The sequence below is a fragment of the Flavobacterium sp. Root186 genome (assembly GCF_001428525.1).
Classification (GTDB): Bacteria; Bacteroidota; Bacteroidia; order Flavobacteriales; family Flavobacteriaceae; genus Flavobacterium.
In genome coordinates, this window is sequence record NZ_LMHW01000001.1 from 181,703 (window position 1) to 205,592 (window position 23,890).

The following is a 23,890-nucleotide window of genomic DNA, read 5'->3' on the forward strand; positions in this document are numbered from 1 at the left end:
GAAATAGTACTGGCATAATATAACTTAAGATGAAAAAAAATATTTACAGCTATATCACATCCATTGCCATTTTTACGGCATTTTTAGCAGCGTCTTTAAATAGTTATGGCCAGGATAAAAAACAAGAATTTTCGATTTCTTTGGGAGGGCCATTTTCCTATATCGATTCTGATTCATCAGGAAAAACTGTACCAGGAATTGGTGTAAGTGCCGGTCTTCGTTATTCGTATTATTTAAGCGAAAGTTTAAGTTTAGGAATTGGTGTTGAATATCAAACTTACAATTCAGATTTAAAATTCAATTCCTTATACGGAGCATCTGCAGCTACCGATGCTGAAAATGAAAATTTCCAGTTTAGATACAGAGCTACAAATGTAAGAGAAGAACAAAAACTGGCTTATATCAATGTGCCAATTAATATTCAGTTTGAAACTCCGGGAACATCAAAATTATATGTTGCCGCAGGTGCTAAAATTGGTTTCGCTTCAAGCGGAAGTTATAAAACAACTTTTCAAAATCTAACTACAAGCGGTTACTATCCACAATACAATGTAGAGTTGTTTAGTCCGGCTTTTGCAGGTTTTGCAAGCACAAATAATTTAGTAACCGGCGAGCAGGATCTTGATACAGAAGTTTCTTATTCAGCAACTTTCGAAACTGGTTTAAAACAAGAATTAGGCAATAGAAATTCTATATACATTGGTGCCTATTTTGAATACGGCCTAAATAATATCTATGATAAAAACGGAAATGGACAGCTTGTTCAATACAATGCAGAACAGCCGGTACAATTAGGATATGACACTTTACTCAATTCTCCTTTAAGCAGCTGTACAAGAATTGTTTCATACGGTCTTAAATTAAGATTTGCATTGCGATAATTAATTTTTGACCAATTAAAAAAAGCTATTCAGTATTGAATAGCTTTTTTGTTTTACAGAATGTAAGTTTAAACTATTACCCTCTTTTCTTTTGCTGACCAGGAGCATAAGCTTTTGCACTTTTGCTGCCCGACGCTTTTTTAGCCTGTCCAGGAGGAACTTTACCTGATGATGATGAGTTATGAACACTACAGCTCACAATGCATACTATCAATAAAGTAAAAGAGAAAAATTTAATAAATTTTGCGATTTTCATACGTTTGTTTTTTTTTATCAAAAATACTATTTTCAATAGTAAAAAACTTTATAACCATTATAAACAACAAAAAACTGCAAGAGATTTTTCCCTTACAGTTTTTTGTTGTTTATAATATTTGGATTCTATTTTTTAACCGAATCTGTTGTAATAGTTCTAACTGTATCATTTGTAACTGTATCAACCTCTGGACCTACAGTATCAATAATCGTTTCTGTCGAATCTGTATAACCCGGAGACTCCGTTTTATTCTCGTTCTTCTTGCATGAAAATGCTAATCCCGTCAACAGGACTAACATAGCAATTTTGGTTTTTAATAGCGTTTTCATAATTATATTTTTTTCTGTTTGTATTCGTTTTATATTTCAAATTTAAACTACTGTATACCAATATCATTACATAATTTCTGCAATCCTTTATATGAATCAAAGAAATGTGTTAAACTATTGTTATAAAATGCAAAATCTATAAATTGAAAATTTAATTATATAACTGTGTAATCATAGTTTTTGGGAAATTTGTAGAAACAATATTAAAATGAAAACTTATTTTCGCAATAATGGTTTGTGTATCTGTTTTTTGATACTGTTTGCCGGAACTTTAATTGGCCAGACTTTATTCGGTTTTAAAGAGCACAATAAAGAACTCATAAGCGAAGGAGGGAAAATAATTAATCTCAGTTCGTACCTTTTATCAGGACATTTCATCGAATCTACTTTTGAAAATTGGGAAAGTGAATTTCTTCAAATGGGTCTTTTTGTTGTATTTACTATTTTTTTAAAACAAAAAGGATCATCAGAATCAAAAAAAATGAATCAAAAAGAAGAAGTTGACCGCAAGCCTGATCCTAAACGAAAAAATGCTCCATGGCCTGTTAAAAAGGGAGGTTTTATTTTGACATTATATAAACACTCTCTTTCGGCTGCCCTATTGTTACTATTCTTTATTTCCTTAATAATTCATTTCTATGGAAGCCTTAAAGATGAAAATGAGAAACTGCTTCTCGAAGGAAAACAATTAGAAACGATTTCCTCCTATTTACAAAATTCAAGATTTTGGTTTGAATCTTTTCAAAATTGGCAGAGCGAATTTCTATCGGTCTTTGCTATTGTAATATTATCAATATACCTGCGCCAGATTGGTTCTTCGCAGTCAAAACCTGTCGATGCACCCAATATGGAAACGGGTGCATAATTCAAATTATAATTTTTAAGTTTTTGAGTTCTGAATAATCTAAAAATCAGACTGGGAATGCTATAAAATATTGACAATAAACATGTAAGCATATTTTTTATTGTTGTTTGTAGTTTTGATTACACTTATATGATTTTCATTTATTTAAAAATTACAATATGAATAATTCAGACAGCTTAAATGAAGGAAGCATAACTTCTGGAGATAATATTTCTTTTTGGATCGATACCACTCCAATTTTATCTTTTGAAAAACCAAGTCAGGATATTTCAACAGAAGTACTTATCATTGGAGGTGGAATTGCAGGCTTAACAACTGCTTACAAACTTTTAAAAGCAGGAAAAAAGGTAGTTTTAGTCGAAGATGGATTTATAGGAAGCGGTGAAACCGGAAGAACCACAGCACATTTAACCTGCGCACTCGATGATAGATATTACTATCTTGAAAATACTTTTGGCAGAGAAAGTGCGCATCTTGCAGCCGAAAGCCATACTGCTGCAATTGATGAAATTGAAAAAATAGTTACCACATTACAGATAGACTGCGATTTTAAAAGAGTAAATGGTTATTTATTTCTTCATCCTAGCGATAAAGAAAAAAATCTGGATAAAGAATTTCAGGCAGCAAAAGATGCCGGACTCCAAACGTCACTATTAAACTATACGCCATATTTAAACGGAGCAGAAAACCAAAGATCTATTGAATTTAAAAATCAGGGGCAGTTTCATATTTTATATTATTTAAAAGGACTTGCCGAAGCTGTTGCATCTCTCGGTGGAACCATTTTCACTGAAGCACATGCCGACAATATTACAAAAGAAGGAGCTTCAGTAAATGGTTTCAATTTTAATGCAAAACACATAGTTGTGGCAACCAACACGCCAATCAACGATGTATTAACCATGCATACCAAACAGCACGCTTACAGAACTTATGTTATTGCCGGAAAAATTCCAAAAGGAACTTTACCCTATTCGCTATGGTGGGACACAGGCGATATGGAATCCAAATGGGTTTCGCAACCCTATCATTATGTTCGTTTAGAAAGCTTTGATCATAAATATGATTTATTGATTTCAGGCGGAGAGGATCATAAAACCGGACAAGAAGATGAAGAAGGAATTTCTGCATTATCAAGATATGAAAGACTTGAAATTTGGACTAGAAAATATTTTCCAATGCTGGATGAAATTAACTACAAATGGTCTGGGCAGGTAATGGAACCTTTTGATTCTTTAGGATTTATGGGGAAAAACCCAGGAGATGAAAACATATATATTATTACCGGAGATTCTGGAAATGGTATGACACACGCTACAATTGGCGCCATGATTATAACAGATCAAATTTTGGGTGTTAAAAACAAATGGGAAGATTTATACAATCCATCGAGAATTACTTTTAAAGCCTTGGGAGATTTTATGAAAGAAGCCGGAAATATGGCGGCACAATATCTGGATTGGATTACTGCATCTGATGTAAATAATACCGCAGACTTAAAAGCCGGCGAAGGCGGAATTCTCTCTCTGGGATTAAAAAAAATTGCCGTTTATCGGGATTATGATAATACGCTGCAGGCTTTTTCTGCAGTCTGTCCGCATTTAGGCTGTATTGTACAGTGGAATCCCGATGAAAAATCGTTTGATTGTCCTTGTCATGGTTCAAGATTTGCCGCCGACGGAACAGTTATAAATGGTCCCGCAAAAACCGATCTGCACAAAATTCAAGTTAAATAGAAAAATTATAAAAGGATTCATAGCCTATTTAAAATCTATTCCTCATACATTTCCATCCAAAGACGTGTTTCCTCAAGATCGAGTTCTTTTTCTATTTTACGAAAAATCTCCTCGTTTACTGAACCCGCTTTATGCATAACTTCGAGTTTGCCGCGTTCTACATTCAAAAGATCAATTTGAATTTTGGTAAAATCATTAAAAATTTCATTTCCAAATACTTTTCCGTTTCCAAAAAAATTCGCCGGAAGTTCTGTCTTCTGCAAACGATTAAATTTTACTTCATATTTACTTTTAATATTATGCAACAATTCATCATCAAGCAATGAAAGATTATCTTCGATATGCGCTATAGTTTCAGAAACAATAATATTTCGAACATCATATTCCTCTGCCAAAATTGAATATCGCACAATTTTAAGCTTTTTAATAAGCCATGGAAGCGTAAGCCCCTGAATTACCAAAGTGGAAAGAATGACACAAAAAACCAAATAAATAATCAGATTACGAAGCGGAAATTCTTCGGTTTTATTCAGCATTAATGGAAGTGCCAAAGCCGCAGCCATCGAAACCACGCCGCGCATTCCCGACCATCCAAAAACAATCATGTTTCGATAATCAAATTCTTCTTTCATTCGGATTTTTTTACTGAGCATCCTCGGAATCATTGTGGCCGGAACTACCCATAGAAAACGAACAACGATCACAACAATACTAATTACAGCTCCCCAAATGAATAGCGAATCTCCAGAATAATTACTGATTCCTTCAATAATCTGTCGCAGCTGCAATCCAATTAAAATGAAGATTAAACCGTTTAGAATATTACTTAAAACATCCCATATTGTATTGGTCATGATTCTGCTTTCATGCGAAAAAATAGTACCTGATCTTGCAGCCAAAAAAAGTCCGGTAGCTACTACAGCCAAAACTCCCGAGCCATGAAAATGCTCGGCAATCAGATAAGATGAAAAGGGTGTCAATAACGTAAGTGTTACCTCAATAATATCATCGCAAACAAATCTTTTGTGGATATAATACATTATAAAACCAACAGCCAAACCTATTGCAATTCCTAAAACCGACATCAAAACAAAATTTAGTCCTGCCTGCCACAAAACGAAATTTCCTGCTGTAATTGCAGTTAAAGCATATTTATACGCCACAAGACCGCTGGCATCGTTCACCAAACTCTCCCCTTCAAGAATGGCAATTAATCTTGGGTGCAGACCTAAGCCTTTAGTTATGGATGTTGCAGAAACTGCATCGGGAGGCGAAACAATAGCTCCAAGCAAAAAAGCTAACGGCCAGGAAATATCATCTATAAGCCAGTGTGCAACTACAGCAACCAATCCGGTTGTAAAAAAAACCAAACCAACAGCTGCCAAGGTTATCGGGCGGATTGTCTGCTTAAAATCAGACCAGCTTGTATGCCATGCGGCGTGATATAAAAGCGGCGGCAGGAAAATGATAAAAACAACTTCAGGACTCAGCGCAATAACCGGAAGTCCCGGAACAACACTAATAATTACACCGCAAAGTACCAGTACAATTGGTATTGGAAAATTATATCTTTTACTTACTAAACTAAGAAAAGCTACGCCAAAAAGTAACATTATAATTACTGTGATATTTTCCATTTACTGCGGGTATTTATTTGTTTTGGATGATAATTTGTGGCTACTAAATTAATATTTTATGATAATTAAATTAGAATATCACCGAAAAAATTACAGCTTACTATTCATACAAATATCAAAAATAATTACTTAAAAAGATGACGTTTTATCCACTCAAATAGTTAAAAACAACGATTCAAATTCCATTTAACATATTCTGTTTTAAATGATAGAAAAAATTTAAAAATGGTCAGTTTTAATTTATACATTTGAACTGTTTTTATTTAGTCTAAATAATATGAATTAAAATCAACCATTAAAACCATGAATCTTAAAAATCAAAGAATTACCAAATTCGCATTATTACTATACCTGTTCTTTTCGGCACTGATCGTTCAGGCACAGCAAAATAATGGAAAAATAAAAGGAACAATCACAACATCAGATGGTGATCCTGCATCGTTTGTAAATGTAATTTTAAAAAATACAAAATTCGGTGTCTTTACCAATGAAGACGGTATTTTTGAATTTAATAGAATAAAACCGGGAACTTATACGGCTCAAATTTCTCTTACCGGATATGAAACCCTTGAAGAACAAGTTACCGTTACAGAAAACACCACTACTCCACTCAACTTACAATTGAAAGTTTCTAATAAAGAACTTCAGGAAGTAATTATAACCAATGATAAAAAGAAAATATCTTCTAAGGAAAGTGTTTACGTAGCCAGAATGCCGCTTAAAAACTTAGAAAATCCGCAAGTATATTCGGTTATAAATTCAAAAATAATCGAACAGCAGGTTTTAACGAATTTTGATGATGCCTTAAAAAGTGCAGCCGGAGTTGTTTCGGGAGGATCTGAACCTGGTGTAAGATCGTATTCCTATTTAAGAGGATTTGACGATCAGGCTTTTTACAGAGATGGAAAAATGCTTGGAAACTGGACCGAAAATGATATGGCAAATATCGAAAATATTGAAGTGATTAAAGGGCCGTCTGGAACTCTATTTGGCGGACATGGACGTGCAAACTACGGCGGAATCATTAACCGCATCACTAAAAAACCATACGCAGCTTTTGGCGGAAACATTAACTACATCACAGGCAGTTACGGTTATAATCGTTTAACAGCTGATATTAATAGTCCGTTAAGTAAAGACTCTACATTTTTAGGCCGAGTAAATACAGCTTACAGAAAAGAAAAAAGTTTTCAGGATTACGGCTGGGCCGAAAGTTTTTTTGTCGCACCGGCTTTTACATACAAAGCAAGCGACAGACTTCAGTTTATTGTTGAAGCTGATATTTATAAAATCAACGGTGCCGGACGTCCTTACTTAAGTGCTGACGGAATCACAAATGTAAGTGAATTAGACCCTGTTCGAAAATTATCATTTAGCAGTAACGAAATTACATTCGAAAAAGCGTCTACAATTTTCTCTGTTGATGCCTTATATAAATTAAGCGATCAATGGACATCTACAACTTCTTTTGGACATTCGTACAGCTTATATGCACCAAATTATGTCAACGCTACTATATCTGGACAACAAGTAACAAGAAGCATTGGTTCTGCTCGTTACGATATTGATTTTACAACCATTCAGCAATATTTAAACGGCGATTTTAAAATTGGAAAAATGCGCAACCGTCTTTTAGTTGGAGTTGACTATTTAAGAGATGATGAAATTTATGTTGGAGGTTCTGCTAATTATGATACATTTAATTACACGACTGTTGCCCCTTATATGTCAAAACAGGATTTTGATAAAGCGATTCAAACCAATCCTTCCTGGAACGGCGGTTATGTAAACGATCGTTACAGTATTTATTTTTCTAATGTTTTAGACATTTTACCGCAATTACATTTAATGACAAGTCTGCGTTATGAATATTCTAAAGAAATGTCACCAAGTGCCACCGTACCAAATGCCGAAGACCCTGATTTTTCTTTCGATCAAAGCGCGTGGACACCAAAATTTGGATTAGTTTATGAAATTCTGCCAGAGCAGTTAGCCGTATTTGGAAACTATTTAGGTGGAAATAAAAACATCAACAGTTTCTTAAAAGATGACGGAACAGGAAACGGAACAATGCAAAAAGCCGATCCTGAAAAAGCAACACAATGGGAACTTGGATTTAAATCGAGTTTATTCCAAAACCGTTTAACTTTAATGGCAAGTTATTTTGATATTAAAGTGGATAATAAACTGAGAATGGACCCAAAAAACCAATTGTTTAGTTTACAAGACGGAACCCAGAAAAACAAAGGTTTTGAATTGGAATTATTCGCGAATCCATTTGCAGGATTTGATATTATGTTAGGATACGCTAATCTTGACGCTACATTCTTAAACGGTACAGATGCCGGAAAACACGTTGCGTACACCCCAAAAAATACTATAAATTATTGGCTAAGTTATACCGTTAAACAAGGTAATGCAAAAGGTTTAGGAATTGGTTTTGGTGGAAATTACAGAGGCGATAGTTTCCTAAGTTCTGCAAATACAGTAACAATTTCAAAAGTTCATACTTTAAACGCCTCTGTTTTTTATGAGCAGGCAAGATATAGAATTGCTATTAAAGCAGATAATCTAAGTAATGAAGTGTATTGGGGTGATTTCTTAAATCCTCAGTCGCCAAGAACTGTAAAAGCATCTTTGCTTGTGAAGTTCTAAATATTAGTTGTTAGTTGTGAAAACCTCCAAAGTCGTATGATTTTGGAGGTTTTTAGTTTTAATGGAGATTATAACACATAGAAACATAGTTTTTCTTTGTCTACAAAGGTGTTTCATTTGTTTAAACAAATCCCGAAGCTTCGGGACTATGTGTAAAAATCTAGATTTTTTTTCAACTCTTTTAAACGAAATAAAATCTATGTTTTTATGTGTTAGAAAATGATTGCGGAGTTACTTGCGGAGATGTCTCCTTCGTCGACATGACAAATATTACGAGAATGTCTTCATCAAAAAAATCTGCGTGAAACTTCTTTTTGATTTATATGATTAAAACTTTCAAATAAAAAAGCCGAATCATTTCTGACTCGGCTTTTGTTTTTTTATGATTCACAACTGCTGCAGGTAACCAAACTTGTAACCAATTCTTTAGAAACACTTTGGCTTCTTTGGTAATACAAACTTTTTACCCCCAATTGCCATGCTTCGATCATTAAACGATTTACTTCTTTAATTGGCAGTTCTGCCGGAATATTAAGGTTTAAACTCTGCCCCTGATCTACAAATTTTTGACGAATTCCTGCCTGTTGCACAATCTCCAATTGGCTGATTTCTTTAAACGTTTTAAAAACATCTTTTTCAGTTTGAGAAAGCTGAGACATATGCTGAACACTTCCGCCGTTTAGCATAATTTCTCTCCAAACCTCTTCATTATCCAGACCTTTTTCTTCAAGTAATTTTTTCAGGTATTTATTTTTACGCATAAAATTTCCTTTACTTAAACCGGCCTTATAGTAATTGCTGCTAAAAGGTTCGATTCCCGGAGAAGTCTGACCTAAAATTGCCGAAGATGAAGTTGTTGGTGCAATTGCCATTGTTGTCGTATTACGTCTTCCGTAACCTTTTAACAATTCAGGTTCACCATAAATTCGGGCTAATTCCTGAGTTGCTTTATCCGCTTTATCGCTTATATGTTTGAAAATTTCTGTCGTTTTCAATTTGGCTTCCATTCCTTCAAACGGAATCATATTTTTCTGTAAATAAGAATGCCATCCTAAAACGCCCAAACCTAATGCACGGTGTCTTTTAGCAAATTTATTGGCTGCAGAAAGATAATAATTACCTTCTGTTTTTTCGATGAATTCCTGCAATACCGCATCAAGGAAAAATATTGCCAGTTTTACCGCTTCAGTATCTTTCCATTCTTCGTAAAGCTCCAAATTCATGGATGATAAACAGCAAATGAATGATTCGTCTTGTGTTGACGGAAGCATAATTTCACTGCATAAATTACTCGCATTGATTCTCAGGTTTTGATCCTTATAAACCTGCGGTTTACTTTTGTTTACATTATCGCTGAAAAAGATATAAGGCAATCCTTTTTGCTGACGGCTTTCTAAAACCTTTGCCCAAATTTGTCTTTTATCATTATCACCGTCAATCATTTCCTGCATCCAGTAATCAGGAACGCAAATTCCGGTAAATAAATTCTGGATTGGGTTTCCGATGCTTTTAATTTTCAAAAACTCTTCTATATCCGGGTGGTCGATATCTAAATACGCTGCAAATGCACCGCGACGTACTCCGCCTTGCGAAATCGTGTCCATAGCCGTGTCAAAAAGTTTCATAAAACTTACTGCTCCACTGCTTTTTCCGTTATCGGTTACGGCACTTCCACGTTCACGCAATTCTCCAAAATAACCAGAAGTTCCTCCGCCTATTTTAGTCTGCATAATCACTTCCCCTAATTTATGTGTAATTCCTTCAATCTTATCCGGAACGTGTACGTTAAAGCAAGAAATTGGTAAACCTCTTTCGGTTCCCATATTGGCCCAAACCGGCGAGCTGATACTCATCCAGCCGCGTTCGATCATTTCTACAAAAGATTCTTTTAATTCCGGTTTATACAATCTTCTTGCGGCAGCAGTACAAATTCTGTCAATTGCACCTTCTACCGTTTCACCTTTTAAAAGATAACCGCGATTTAAAATTTGTTCACTTTCAGAGTTCTTCCACCACATTTTGGTTCCTGCTTCATTTTGCGGAAGACTATTTACTTCATTTGTATCTATTGTACTCATACTGTTTTGCTTTTAGAAAAGATCGTTTGCCGTAATACTTTTATCGTGTTTGGTATATTCTACAGGGCGTTTTGCAAAAAAATCGTCGAGACTGTTGGCAAAAACTTCTTCTTCAAACCAGGCCAAAGCTTTGTAATCTTCAATATTAACGTTGAATATTGTTGGAATTCCAATTTGTTTTAAGCTTTCGTCAATTCTAAATTTCATAAAATTCACTAAGTCACCTTTTTTGATGCTCTCTATTTCACCTTCTTCAAATATCCAGTCTAATATGTCTGATTCAACAGCAATAGAATCCTTAACCGTTTCTCTTATCAATTCTAAAGTATCAGCATCAAAATAATCCGGAAATTCTTCTCTGATTTTATTGATGATGTAAATTCCGCCATTTGCATGAATCTGTTCATCGATAGAAGTCCATGCGATAATGTTGCTTACATTTTTCATGTAACCTTTAAATCTTGTAAAAGAAAGCAGAATAGCAAACTGACTGAAAAGCGATACATTTTCGATCAGGATACTGAACAAAATCAGTGAAACCATATACTTACGGTTGTCCTGAGAACGTGTATCTTTTAAAACATTCGAAAGATAATCTACACGTCTGCGAATAACCGGAACATCTAGAAGTTTTTCAAATTCATCGTTATAACCCAATACCTCAAGAAGACGGGAATAAGCTTCAGAATGTCTGAATTCACACTCTGCAAAAGTGCTTCCTAAACCATTAAATTCAGGTTTTGGAAAATGTTCGTAAATGTTTCCCCAAAAACTTTTTACAGCTACCTCAATCTGTGCAATTGCCAGCAGACTATTCTTTACTGCAGTTTTTTCTGCTGTTGTTAAATGAGCATGAAAATCCTGAGTATCAGCAGTAAAATCAACTTCTGTATGAACCCAATACGCTTTATTTATTGCTTCTGTAAATTGCAAAACCTCCGGGTATTCAAAAGGTTTATAATTGACTCTTTTATCAAATATAGACATATATATAGTATTTAACGGTGACTAAGTAAGAATAGAAAAGGAACAGGATTTGAGGTGGGGAACTGCATTTTCTATATATACAAAATTAACCCACGATTCTCCTTTAGACTAGGTTTTGATGTTAAAAATCCGAACAATTATCAACAAGGAAAAATTAGGTTTAAAACCATTAAAAAAACAATTTATTAACAGCCGCATAATTTTTCGTAGTTGCCCAAATACCAGTTATTTAAACTGAATCTAAATAAAGTTGTCAACATAAAAAATGAAAAAAATACGGATAATGAAAAAACAGTTATTAACATTCAAACTTCAATTTTGGACTTTTTTGATTCCATTTTGAATAAATCTAAACGTCAAATTTCTTCTTAAAAAGAGTTTTATTTAGAAGAAAAGAAAATTAAAAAATGTTTCACTTTTACAAAAACTAAAAAACTAATTACCAATACTTTAAAATTAAAAATAATAAAAAACATTAAACACTTATTAAACCAAAATATAAAACTGCTGTCTTACGATTTTGAAAATCGGTGCAGTAGAAGAAGATAATTGTAAGCTTAGAATTCAAATTAAAAAATCATAAGAATTAAACTTTTAAAAGCAATAAAACTTGCTATAAAAATATTAATCTTTACATTTGCCATTATTTTGATTTATTCTAAATAGACAATTATCTCATCTATAATTTTTGGGGCTAAAATTCCAATAAACAACATAATAAAATATGAAAAAGAATCTTTTTATTTCTTTAGCATTTGCAGCTGTTTCATTTGTTAATGCACAGCAAAAAAATACGCTTTTAGAAGCATCATTTTGGAAAACATCGCCGAATGTTGAAACAGTAAAAGCAGAAATAGCAAAAGGAAACAATCCTGCAGAAGCCAACATAAATGCTTTTGATGTTACTACACTGGCAATCAACAATGATGCACCAAATGAAACGATCAAATTTTTAATTGATCAGCCTGGAAACTCTATTACCAAATTAACACACGATAACCGTATTTATTTACACTGGGCAGCTTATAGAGGGAATACAGAATTAGTTGAATATTTAATTGGAAAAGGTTCTGATGTTAAATTTGAAGACAGCCATGGTACAACTCCTGTAGATTTTGCAGCTTCAAACGGCCAGTCTAATCCTGCGTTATATGATGCTTTTTTTAAAGCCGGAATCGATCCGAAGAAAAAATATGCAAATGGTGCTAACTTATTGCTTTTAGCAATTTCTGCTGATAAAGATTTAAAAGCTGCCGAATATTTTTCTACAAAAGGATTATCTCTTAAAGATGTTGATAATGACGGAAATACAGCTTTTACATACGCAGCTAGATCTGGAAACATTCCTTTTTTGAAAAAGCTTTTAGAAAAAGGAATAAAACCAAATGATAATGCATTGTTTACCGCTGCTCAGGGAAGCCGTAGAGAAACCAATACAATTGAAACGTATAAATATTTAGTTGAAGAAGTAAAACTAAAACCAACTGCGCAAAACAAAGCGGGACAAAATGTATTACACATTTTAGCAGGAAAACCAAATCAGGCTGAAATCGTTAAATACTTTTTAAGCAAAGGTACTGATGCTAACAAAGCTGATAAAGAAGGAAATACGCCTTTAATGGCAGCTGCTGCGGCCAGAGAAACTGCAGTCTTAGAAATTTTGCTTCCTACTGCTAAAAATATTAATGCTCAAAACTTAAAAGGAGAATCGGCTTTGACAAATGCAGTAAAGTCAGGAACTCCAGAAGCTGTAAATTTACTTTTAGGCAAAGGTGCTGATGTAAATGTAAAAGACAAAGACGGAAACAATTTAGGTGTTTATTTGGTTCAATCTTACAGACCAGCCGGAAAAGAAACTATTACTGATCCTTTTGATGCAAAAGCAAAATTACTTCAGGACAAAGGATTAAACTTAGCTGCAGCCCAAAAAGACGGAAATACTTTGTATCATTTAGCAATCACAAAAAATGACATCGCACTTCTAAAAAAAATAACTGATTTAAAAGTTGATATTAATGCTAAAAATAAAGATGGCTTAACAGCTTTGCACAGAGCAGCTATGACTTCTAAAGATGATTCTATTTTAAAATATCTTATCTCTGCAGGAGCAAAAAAAGACATCAATACTGAATTTGATGAAACGGCATATGCTTTAGCTAAAGAAAATGAACTGCTTACAAAAAACAACGTTTCAATTGACTTTTTAAAATAGTCTTTAAAAGTTTTGAGTTTTGAGTTATAAGTTATGAGTTTTATACTTGCTTATAGATTCAGACTTTTAACTCAAAAACAAAACTCATAATTCACAACTCATAATTCATAATTAATTAAAATGAAATCAATACTTAAAATAGCTCTTACAAGCGCTCTTATCTTTCTTGTTGCTTTACATGCAAATGCACAATCAAGCAAATATAAATGCATGCTTCAAATGACAAATTATATGGGAGAAGGCGCATATATTGTGGTTTCGCTTATTAACCCAACTGGCGGATACGAAAAAACACTTTATGTAATGGGCGACGATAAAAAATGGTACAAATCTCTAAAAGAGTGGAATAAATTCCATGCTCAAAAAGGAGAAGATATCAGTGCAAAAACGGGCGCATCTGTCACTGGCGGCGATCGCAGCGTAACAACAATAGAAATTGAAGATTCGAAAATTAATAAAGGCTACAAATTACGTTTTGAAACTGCGGTTGAAGATCAAAAATATTACGTAAGTGATCTTGAAATTCCGCTTTCAACAGAAGGTCTTGCTGATAAAACAGACGGAAAAGGTTACATCAAATATGTAAGGCTAAACAAAATATAATTTTTAGTAATTATTTCTTAACCTCGTTATAAGCATGAAATTTATTTTTTCTGCTTAAACTTGAATCCAGGCTTTGTCAAAGTTTTTAATTTTGGCAAAGCTTTAAACATTTTATTACATTTCTAGAATACACTAAATGACTCTTTCTTTCTGGCGTTACGCACATTTGGCTTTGGCCTTATTTTCTTCGATATTTTTGCTTTTAGCTTCTGTTACCGGAATCATTCTGGCTGTCGATGCTGTACAGGAAAAAACACTTCCGTATAAAGCAGCAAATTTTGATAAAATAACGTTGGTAGAAACACTGCCAGTATTAAAAAAAGAGTACTCAGGAATTACAGAATTAAGTGTCGATTACAATCAGTTTGTAACGCTCCAGGCAATTGATGCCGACGGAAATGACATTAATGCTTACATTGATCCAAAAACCGGAAAAGCATTAGGAAAACCTAAAAAAAAGAGCGAATTTATTCAATGGGTTACAGGTTTTCACCGTTCTTTGTTTCTTCATGAAACCGGACGTTTTTTTGTGGGTGTAATTTCGTTTTGCTTATTATTGATTTCGATTTCGGGATTTGTATTGGTTTTAAAAAGACAAAGAGGAATCCGTAATTTCTTTTCGAAAGTCATAAAAGAATATTTTGCTCAATATTATCACGTTGTTTTAGGGCGTCTGGCTTTAATTCCGATTTTCATTATTGCGCTTACAGGAACTTATTTATCACTCGAAAGATTCAACTTTTTTATGGGTGAAGAAAAAGCAAAACCTGTAAAAACAGAATTTTCGGTGGAAGCCAAAAAAACTTCAATTTTTAAAACTACACTCCTGTCTGACGTAAAAAAAATCGAATTTCCTTTTACCGATGATCCCGAAGAATATTATATCATTGAACTTAAAGATCGTGAAATTGAAGTAAATCAGGTTGATGGAACTTTGATTTCTGAAAAACGTTCACCGTTTACGGTTCAATTATCGGCTTTAAGCCTTGACCTTCATACGGGCAGAATTAACGGAATCTGGGCTGTAATTTTGGCCATTGCCTGCATCAATATCCTTTTCTTTCTTTATTCGGGTTTTGCCATTACTTTAAAAAGAAGATCAAGCCGAATCAAAAATAAATTCAAAGCCAATGAAAGTAAATACATTCTTTTGGTTGGTTCTGAAAATGGAAGTTCTTTTCGATTTGCCAATGCGATTCTGAAACAATTAATCGGTCACGGAAAAAAAGCTTTTATAGCCGAATTGAATAGTTTTACGGTTTACTCAAAAGCCGAACATATTATTGTTTTTTCTTCGACACACGGTTTAGGAGACGCACCTTCAAATGGAACTAAATTTAAAGCACTTTTACAGAAACAAAATCAGGAACAGAAAATTAAATTCTCTGTCGTTGGTTTTGGTTCCAAATCATATCCTGATTTCTGCGGATTTGCAATTGAAATTGACCAAATTTTAGAGACTCAAAACTGGGCAGAACGCTTTTTAGATTTGCAGACGGTTAATGATAAATCGGCATTCGAATTTGTTGAATGGATTAAATTATGGAGTGCTAAAACTGAAATTCCACTAGCTGCTACTCCATCTTTATACAATCATGTTCCGAAAGGTTTACAGAAATTAATGGTTTTGGATAAAACGCCAATTTCTGACACTGAACATACTTTTATATTAACATTACGTGCCAATAGCAGAACAAAATTTGCTTCGGGTGATTTGCTTGCAATTTATCCGGCGAATGATTCGAGAGAACGACTTTATTCTATTGGAAATCATTCCGGAAATGTACAATTGGTGGTAAAACTGCATCCAAACGGATTAGGTTCAACATTTCTAAATAATTTAGAAATTGGAGATACAATCAAAGCCAGAATTATTAATAATAAAGCTTTTCATTTCCCTAGTAAAGCTCCAAAAGTTGCTTTCATTTCAAACGGAACCGGAATCGCTCCTTTCTTAGGAATGATCGAACAAAATAGTGCTAAGAAAGAAATACAGTTGTACAGTGGATTTAGAATGGAAACGCCAACACTCCAGGCTTATAAAAAGTTTGCCGGAATAATGATTCAAAAAGAACATTTGGATAACTTCCACGTTGCTTTATCACGTGAAGCCGAGCATATTTATGTAATGGATTTGATAAAAAGAGATACTGCTTTTTTTATTGATTTATTAAAGCAAGGCGGCGTAATTATGATTTGCGGATCTCTTGCCATGCAAAAAGATGTTGAAACGATTCTGAATGAATTGTGCCTCGTCAACGGAACCGCAACTCTTTTAGATTATAAAAACAAAGGGCAGTTATTAACCGATTGCTATTAATAAAATTATGACAAAGATGTCTTTCCTGAATAAAGTTTTATGTGTTTTTGCGATTTGCTGTTGTTTATCAGCTAATTCGCAAATATTACGAAAAAGAACAACTTTGCTTATGGGCGGACGTTTCGATATTAGTATTGTAGCCAAAGATTCTTTAACCGCCGAACAAAATATCAACGAAGTTATTGCCGAAATTGCCCGAATTGAAAATTTAATATCGGATTGGAAACCAGATTCACAAGTTTCTCAAGTCAATCAAAATGCAGGAATTAAACCCATAAAAGTAGATCGTGAAGTTTTTGAACTTACTCAAAGAGCTATAAAATTATCAGAAATAACAAATGGCGGTTTTGATATTAGTTTTGCCGCAATGGACAGAATCTGGAAATTTGACGGATCGATGACCAAAATGCCTTCGGCGGAAGCCATAAAAAAATCGGTTGAAAAAGTAGGCTATAAAAATATTATTCTGGACAGCGTTGAATCGACAATCTTCTTAAAATTAAAAGGAATGAAAATTGGTTTTGGCGCCCTGGGCGAAGGTTACGCAACCGACAAATGCCGAACGATGATGATCGAAAAAGGCATTCAGTCCGGAATTATAAACGGTTCAGGAGATATGAGCACATGGGGAAAACAACCCAACGGACAACCCTGGAAAATCGGCATTACAAATCCGTTTAAACCTGAAAAAATTTTAGCAGTTGTGCCTTTAAATCAAGGTGCGGTAACAACATCCGGCAGTTATGAAAAGTTTGTTGTTTTTAACGGAAAGCGATATTCACACATTATAAACCCCGCAACAGGATATCCCGCAGCCGGTTTATGCAGCGTCACCGTTTTCGGCCCCAACGCTGAAACTGCGAATGGATTAAGTACTTCGATAATGGTTTTAGGCCAGAATGAGGGTTTACTTTTACTTCAAAAATTCCCTGATTACAGTTGTGTGATGATTACTGATAGTGGGAAAGTTATTAAGTCAAAGAATTTTGCTTATAAGTTATGAGTTAAGCTTTATGTTTTAATCTAAAAAAATAAACCATATAAGTTATATCAGTTAATTTAAGTTTTTGCTTAATTGTACTTATATAACTTATATGGTTCAAAAAAAACTTTGCGACTCTGCGCCTATTGTGAGAAACAAATCTACTGTGCTTTAACTTCAATTACAGAAGCCTGTAAATTTCCAGTCGAAGCCTTCAACTGAATATTTTCTTTTTTTCCATTCGATTGAATAATCGCAATACATTTTCCGCTGAATAATTTACAGGTACTCGCTTTAAAAGAATCCAAATTGGCCTGATAACCATTATCAACACCTACTAATTTTCCTCCTCCGAAAACTTCAAAATTGATTAAATCTGTGGCATTTGGTAATAAGTTTCCGTCTTTATCAGTTAGTGAAACCGTGACATAAACCAAATCATAAGTGTCATTTTTAATTGCAGTTTTATCTGCTTTTAAATCAATTTTAGAAGCTTCGCCGGCCGTGTGAATTTCCTTTTCTAAAACCACTTTTCCGTTCTTTCTTGAAACGGCTTTAATCGTTCCGGGTTCAAATTTCACTCGCCAGGAAATATGAAGATCATCATTTTGTTTTGCTTTTTTCCCGAGAGATTTTCCGTTTAAGAATAATTCTACTTCATCAGCATTATTATAATACGCCCAAACTTCAACTTCCTGATCTTTTTTCCAGTTCCAATGTGGAAAAATATGCAGAACTGTTTTATTCGACCATTCACTTTGGTACATATAGTACACATCTTTTGGAAGTCCGGCTAAATCAACAATTCCGAAATACGAACTTCTTGCCGGATACGGATAAGGATCAGGTTCTCCGATATAATCAAAACCTGTCCAGATAAAAGTTCCCGCCATGAAATCCTGTTTCTTGATCGTTTTCCAGTTTTCTTCGTGCGTGGCACCCCAATACGATTTTACCTGATCGTAAGCCGAAACCGTCCAATCTGCATTTCCGTCAAATGGAGCGCCGTGTTTTGTAGGCCAGGCTTTAATTCCGTCAGGAAAATCATAATGTCCACGTGTTTCCAATGCCGAAACACTTTCAGATGCCAATATTTTTTGTCCTTTAAAACGCTCTGGAAAATCTTTATAATCTTCGTGTTTGTAATTGAATCCTAAAAGATCCAAAGCTCCTGATTGGTAAATAAAATTCTTTTCAATGATATTTTCGGTCAAAGCCGAAGTTACGGGACGTGTCGTATCCAAAGATTTTACGATTTTAGCCAATTCTCTCGTAATCGCAATTCCCGTACTGTCAAATTGTTCTCTAATTTCGTTACCAATACTCCACATCATAACCGATGGATGATTACGGTCTCTTTTAATAAAATCTTCCAAATCCTGTTTGTGCCACGCATCCCAGTCTTTGTGGTAATCGTTGGTTACTTTTTTCTTTTTCCAAACGTCAAAAGCTTCGTCCTGAACGATGAATCCCATTTCGTCGCACAATTTCATCATTTCCAAAGAATGTGGATTATGAGACATTCTAATCGCGTTTGCTCCCATTTCTTTCATTACAGTCAGTTTTCTTCTAACCGCATGAATATTTTCAACCGCACCCAAAGCGCCATTATCGTGATGTAGACAAACTCCGTAAATTTTCGTTGGTTTTCCGTTTAATGAAAATCCTTTTTCGGCATCAAAATCAAAATAACGAACCCCAAGAGGTGTTTCGTAATTGTCTTTTAATTCCTCTTTCTCATAAATCTTAGTGATAATTTTATACAGATATGGATTTTCTATATCCCAAAGAATCGGTTTTTTTAAAGTGAAATTCTGAATCTTTGTTGAAGATGAATTTGCAGCAATTTTTTCTATTGATTCAGCTTTAGCAACTTCATCATTTTTCTTATCTAGAATAACAGAAACCAATCTAAATTCCTTTTCGTTTTCCGAAGCATTTTTAATCTTAACTTCTAAATGAACCGAAGCTTTTTCTTTTGAAATTTCAGGCGTTGTTACAAAAGTTCCCCATTCGTCAACATGCAATTTTTCGGCGATTACCAAACGCACGTTTCTGTAAATTCCAGATCCTGTATACCATCTTGAATTAGGCTGCGCATCATTATCAACTTTAACCGCGATAATATTTGCCTGACCAAAATTTAAAAACTCTGACAAATCATAAGAAAATGAAATATAGCCGTTTGGGCGAATTCCTAACGAATGTCCGTTAATGAATACCTCGCTGTTTTTAAAAACACCGTCAAATTCTACCGAAATAGTTTTGCTTTTAAAGCTTGCAGGAACAGTAAAAACTTTACGATACCAGCCTTTTCCTGCAGGTAAAAATCCCTGCGCTTGTTTTGTTTTACTGTCTTTATCAAAAGCGCCTTCAATACTCCAATCGTGAGGTAATTGCAATGTTCTCCAATCTGATGTATTGAAATTTGCCTCAATTGCAGTTGGATAATCTCCTAATTTAAAGTTCCAGTTTTTATTGAAATCTTCGATAATTCTGGCTTGTTTTTGTGCAAAAATCGAAACCGAAAACAATAACGCAATTGTAATTTTTTGAAATATGTTTTTATGTTTAATCATAAGTATGTTTTTTTATTCTAATAAATCTCCGCACGTTTTTTCTGTAGAGACGCACAGCAATGCGTGTAACGTATAGTATGTCCAATTGCAACGCAGACGCACTGCTGTGCGTCTCTACAGAAAAAACCTTTGTCCCTTTGCCCCTCTGAACCTCCAAAAAAACTATTGAAACTCAAAATTATCCAGCATCAAGCCTTTTAAATCATCACCATCCAAAGTAATTTTATACGTTCCTGCATTAATATAACCTCCCGAAGTGGTATTCAAAATTTTCCATTTTTCTGTTGAAGGAAAGAATTCAATAGTATCGTTTCGCATTAAAATTCCGTAGGCATCTTCCATTTTGAATTTAACTTTTAACGGCGTTTCATTTCGGTTCATAAATTTAAAACGCATTAAATAGATTCCGGCAACTCCAGGTTTAACTTCAAACTCAATGCTGTTATTTGTTTTTTGAGTGAATTCAATATAATCGGCTTTTTTGAAATTTCCTTTCTCGATTCCGGTTCCGGTGCTTTTTGCTTTTTCGGCTTCGATGATTACAATGGGTCTTGAATCGTCTTTTTCGCCCATATCATAAGTTGGCACAACTGCAATCGAACTTATAGATTGGGAGTTATCAAAAAGAACTTTCTCGCCTTTTTTTACTTTTTTACTGAAAACGGAGAATTCAGTACGATTACTATTTTTAGCTTTTTCTTCTATTTTTTTATAATCTGATAACGAAGCAGATTCTTTGATTTTACTGTCAACGAAAACAAAAATGGTAGATTCTTCTTTTACAGTAAATGAGCCTTTAATTTTTGAATGATCTGAAAACTGTAAATAATCTGCTCCAAAAACTTCTGAAGGCAATTCAGTAAAAACAACATCAGAATCTGAAAATTGTTTTGAGTTAATATCCAGCCACGAAGCTATAGTATTAAGGCTTTTATCATAAGTTCCCTGCACATAATTTTCAATATTTTTTGGAGATTGATCTGCAGGTTTTTCAAATCTTTTTTTTGTTCCTATGGCAATTGCCGAGATAATTGCCTGTCCCGCTTTTATATTCGGAAACGAAATCACAATTTTTCCGTTTTTGCTTTTTACAACAAATGTTTTCTTTAAAGCCTCATCATGCCCCGCTTCTGCCCAAATATCAAAATCTTTTAAAACTACATTTTCATTAATTGCAACATCAAACAAACGCCAGCCTTTGCAGTCCATTCCGCCTCCGGTTCCGTACCAAGGTTCTGTAAAATATAATTCTACTAAATATTCCCCTTCACCAACAGGAAATTCATAACGTAATTTATCAACTCCATATCTAAAACTCTGAAATAATTCAGAATCTTTTGTGCCGTTTATTAAGTCGAAAGTTGTTCTTTGACTGGCGAAGAAATTAGGAAGTTTTTCAAAATTATCCGTCCATGACAAAGAACCATACGTATATTGTCCGTTTTTATGTGTATCCGTAAACCAGGTATTTCCTGAACTGTCTGTCATTTCAGAACCACCGCAGTTTACTCTATAAATATAATTGTATCCTTTTTTAGCTTTTGTAATATCTGCTTTATCAGCAATTAAAGCACTTAAATTTGGCGCTTTCGGAAGCGTATTTAAAACAATATAATCTTTGGCAACCGCCACACCATTTACATAACCAACGGCATATAAAACATTGTACTGAATATTGACATTATTGAATTGAAAATGCTTTCCGATTCCCGGATTTTTTAATTTTCCTAAAGATGATTTATTGACGTCATTGAATAATTCTACTTCATCGCAATTAGAGTAAACATCGATTCCGCTTTTAATTCCTGCCGAATCCCATCGGCTTGGCCACGTGTGTGAAACGATATAAACCATCGGATTTGTTTTGTTCGAAACATAATTGGCACGGTACATATAAAACGCATCCAGAGGTTCTCCCCAAATTGTAAAAAGACCTTTGTAATTTACAGGCCCAACTTTATCAATATCTCTAAAGCCTTCTCCATTTTGTACTCTTCCCGGATTCTCGTGCGAAGCAAAAAGCCAGTTAAATTGTCCCGCGATTTTATCTTTTACCGATTCGGCTTCGCGGACTTTAATTTCCATTAACTGAGAAAATCTGTTTTCGCTTAAAGTTCCTTTTTGGTCAAACTCGCCTTCCGTATGTAAATCGGCTGAACGCCATGCGCCGTATTCGCCGTTTAATAACTGCGTGCTCATTTCCAAGTGATATTTTAAAGGATCACCGCCGTATGTTCCCGACCAGTTTTGAACCACGTTCCAATCGGTTCCTTCTCCACCGTTACAAGTCGTTACGATTCTTTGTGATGCCGATAATGGATCCATCTCACGGATAATCTGTGTGCATTCTTCGGCAAATTCCTTCGGAATTGTACTTTCGTTCTGCAAGCCCCACATCACAACGGATGGACTGTTTCTGCGCTCTTTAATCCATTCGCGTAAAAGGGTTTTGAAATTTTCTTTAAATTCCGGCGTATCGTACCAGATATGAGCCGAAAACTGACTCCAAAATAAGATTCCGTTTTCGTCTAATTCTTTTTGATACAATAAATTATGAGGTTGATGTGCCTCTCTAAAAGCATTAAATCCTCCCGCTTTTATCTGTTCGATTCTCGAATGAATCATTTCGTCTGAAAACGAATGGCTGTTTCCAATTAAATGTTCGTATTCGCAGATTCCGTTGATAAATAAAGGTTCGTTATTAATAAAAAAGCGATTGTCTTTTCCGTCTCGGCTGACCGGCCAGCTCACCCAGCGAATTCCGTAAGGCGTTGTTAACTGATCAATTATTTTTCCGTTCTCATAAACAGAAGTCACCAGTTTATACAAATATGGATTGGACGGCGACCATAACTGCGGATTTAAAATCTCAGGAAGTGTTTGTGCAATTTCTTTTGTTTCTCCCGAAAAGTATTTGATGTCGCTTTTTGTAGTAACTGTTTTCTTTCCCGAAGCATCATAAAGTATATTTTCGATAGTCAAATTTCGGGCTGAAGTACCGTAATTCTTGATTTCTGTAGTGGTATGAAGAATCGCTTTTTGTTTAGAAATCGATTTGTCATTCCAGATATGAACGCCAAAAGGTTCAATTCGAACATCATTTGTTACAACTAAAGAAACAGGCCTGAAAATCCCCATTGGCTGAGAACCTTCAGAAAATCCCCATTCTCCCGAACATCCTCCACAAACCCAAGGGAGATCTGCAATAAAAGAAGGATGTGCCGCTTTAACTAAAATTATATTTTCCTTGTCAAAAAAAACAGCTTTTGTAATATCTAAGGTAAAAGTCGTTCGGCCGCCTTTGTGTTCACCAACTTTTTTACCATTTACCCAAACTGTGGCGTAAGAACTTACACCTTCAAAATAAAGAAAAAGTTGTTTTGAAGCGTCTTTTTTATCCAGATTTAAAGATCTTTTGTACCAGGCAGTACCATGCAAATTTCCGTGTTTTGTTCTTCTATAACCATAATACTGATCCCAATTGTGAGGCACGTTTACGTTTAACCATTTATCTGACTTTGGATTCTCCACAAAAGATTTCTCTGCTTGCGGATTATCCAAAATAATGGTTTCCCAAGACGAGTTCAGCGAAACTTCCTTTCGGACTTTCGCTGAACTTTTTGTGCTTTGACTCCAAACAAAGCAAAGACTTGAAAAAAAACAAAAAATAAAAAAAACTATTCTGTTCATATTTTTAAACCATATCAGTGATATAAGGTAATTTAAGTTTTGAATTTAATAATCCTTAATCAGCAAACCTGACGAGTTTT

15 protein-coding genes are annotated in these 23,890 nt (G+C 34.5%); 8 read left to right on the plus strand and 7 right to left on the minus strand.

Annotated features, from left to right (window positions below):
* The first annotated feature begins 29 nt into the window (after positions 1–29).
* Positions 30–881, plus strand: a complete 852-nt coding sequence (locus tag ASD98_RS00720; RefSeq protein ID WP_056198698.1) for an outer membrane beta-barrel protein — start codon at positions 30–32, stop codon at positions 879–881.
* A 76-nt stretch (positions 882–957) separates the two neighbouring features.
* Here the strand turns inward: ASD98_RS00720 and ASD98_RS00725 are convergent, their stop codons facing one another.
* Positions 958–1,137 carry a hypothetical protein gene (locus tag ASD98_RS00725; protein ID WP_056198701.1) on the minus strand — a complete coding sequence of 60 codons (180 nt, stop codon included), beginning with the start codon at positions 1,135–1,137 and terminating at the stop codon, positions 958–960.
* A 125-nt stretch (positions 1,138–1,262) separates the two neighbouring features.
* Positions 1,263–1,466 (minus strand): hypothetical protein, encoded by a 204-nt coding sequence (locus tag ASD98_RS00730; protein ID WP_056198704.1) that lies wholly within the window; start codon positions 1,464–1,466, stop codon positions 1,263–1,265.
* A gap of 208 nt (positions 1,467–1,674) precedes the next feature.
* Between ASD98_RS00730 and ASD98_RS00735 the strand changes: the two genes are divergently transcribed.
* Positions 1,675–2,331: a DUF6766 family protein gene (locus tag ASD98_RS00735; RefSeq protein WP_056198707.1), complete on the plus strand. Its 657-nt coding sequence runs from the start codon at positions 1,675–1,677 to the stop codon at positions 2,329–2,331.
* 158 nt (positions 2,332–2,489) lie between these two features.
* Positions 2,490–4,067, plus strand: coding sequence for an FAD-dependent oxidoreductase (locus ASD98_RS00740; RefSeq protein WP_056198710.1), 1,578 nt, complete (start codon positions 2,490–2,492; stop codon positions 4,065–4,067).
* A gap of 35 nt (positions 4,068–4,102) precedes the next feature.
* On the opposite strand, the gene ASD98_RS00745 is transcribed toward ASD98_RS00740, so the two are convergent.
* On the minus strand, positions 4,103–5,704 hold the full coding sequence (locus ASD98_RS00745; RefSeq protein ID WP_056198712.1) for a Na+/H+ antiporter: 1,602 nt from the start codon (positions 5,702–5,704) through the stop codon (positions 4,103–4,105).
* Between the two features lie 303 nt (positions 5,705–6,007).
* Between ASD98_RS00745 and ASD98_RS00750 the strand changes: the two genes are divergently transcribed.
* Positions 6,008–8,359 (plus strand): TonB-dependent receptor, encoded by a 2,352-nt coding sequence (locus ASD98_RS00750; protein ID WP_056198715.1) that lies wholly within the window; start codon positions 6,008–6,010, stop codon positions 8,357–8,359.
* 380 nt (positions 8,360–8,739) lie between these two features.
* Here the strand turns inward: ASD98_RS00750 and ASD98_RS00755 are convergent, their stop codons facing one another.
* Together ASD98_RS00755 and ASD98_RS00760 are read right to left on the minus strand one after the other, a co-directional pair.
* Positions 8,740–10,437 carry a ribonucleoside-diphosphate reductase subunit alpha gene (locus ASD98_RS00755; RefSeq protein ID WP_053471845.1) on the minus strand — a complete coding sequence of 566 codons (1,698 nt, stop codon included), beginning with the start codon at positions 10,435–10,437 and terminating at the stop codon, positions 8,740–8,742.
* A 12-nt stretch (positions 10,438–10,449) separates the two neighbouring features.
* Positions 10,450–11,424: a ribonucleotide-diphosphate reductase subunit beta gene (locus ASD98_RS00760; RefSeq protein WP_056198717.1), complete on the minus strand. Its 975-nt coding sequence runs from the start codon at positions 11,422–11,424 to the stop codon at positions 10,450–10,452.
* 724 nt (positions 11,425–12,148) lie between these two features.
* On the opposite strand from ASD98_RS00760, the gene ASD98_RS00765 reads away from it, so the two are divergent.
* From ASD98_RS00765 to ASD98_RS00780, 4 genes are all read left to right on the plus strand, one after another.
* Positions 12,149–13,636 (plus strand): ankyrin repeat domain-containing protein, encoded by a 1,488-nt coding sequence (locus ASD98_RS00765; RefSeq protein WP_056198719.1) that lies wholly within the window; start codon positions 12,149–12,151, stop codon positions 13,634–13,636.
* 120 nt (positions 13,637–13,756) lie between these two features.
* A complete protein-coding gene (locus ASD98_RS00770; RefSeq protein WP_056198722.1) occupies positions 13,757–14,239 on the plus strand; it encodes a DUF2271 domain-containing protein in 483 nt (160 codons plus the stop codon).
* A 136-nt stretch (positions 14,240–14,375) separates the two neighbouring features.
* Positions 14,376–16,559: a PepSY domain-containing protein gene (locus tag ASD98_RS00775; protein WP_056198724.1), complete on the plus strand. Its 2,184-nt coding sequence runs from the start codon at positions 14,376–14,378 to the stop codon at positions 16,557–16,559.
* Positions 16,560–16,566: 7 nt separating this feature from the next.
* The gene (locus ASD98_RS00780; protein WP_082577762.1) at positions 16,567–17,562 is read left to right on the plus strand and encodes an FAD:protein FMN transferase; all 996 of its coding nucleotides are present in this window, start codon (positions 16,567–16,569) and stop codon (positions 17,560–17,562) included.
* Positions 17,563–17,702: 140 nt separating this feature from the next.
* Here ASD98_RS00780 and ASD98_RS00785 read toward each other — a convergent pair whose 3' ends face one another.
* Positions 17,703–20,120: a glycoside hydrolase family 2 TIM barrel-domain containing protein gene (locus ASD98_RS00785; protein WP_056198732.1), complete on the minus strand. Its 2,418-nt coding sequence runs from the start codon at positions 20,118–20,120 to the stop codon at positions 17,703–17,705.
* Between the two features lie 162 nt (positions 20,121–20,282).
* A complete protein-coding gene (locus ASD98_RS00790; protein ID WP_056198735.1) occupies positions 20,283–23,810 on the minus strand; it encodes a malectin domain-containing carbohydrate-binding protein in 3,528 nt (1,175 codons plus the stop codon).
* Between the last annotated feature and the right edge of the window lie 80 nt (positions 23,811–23,890).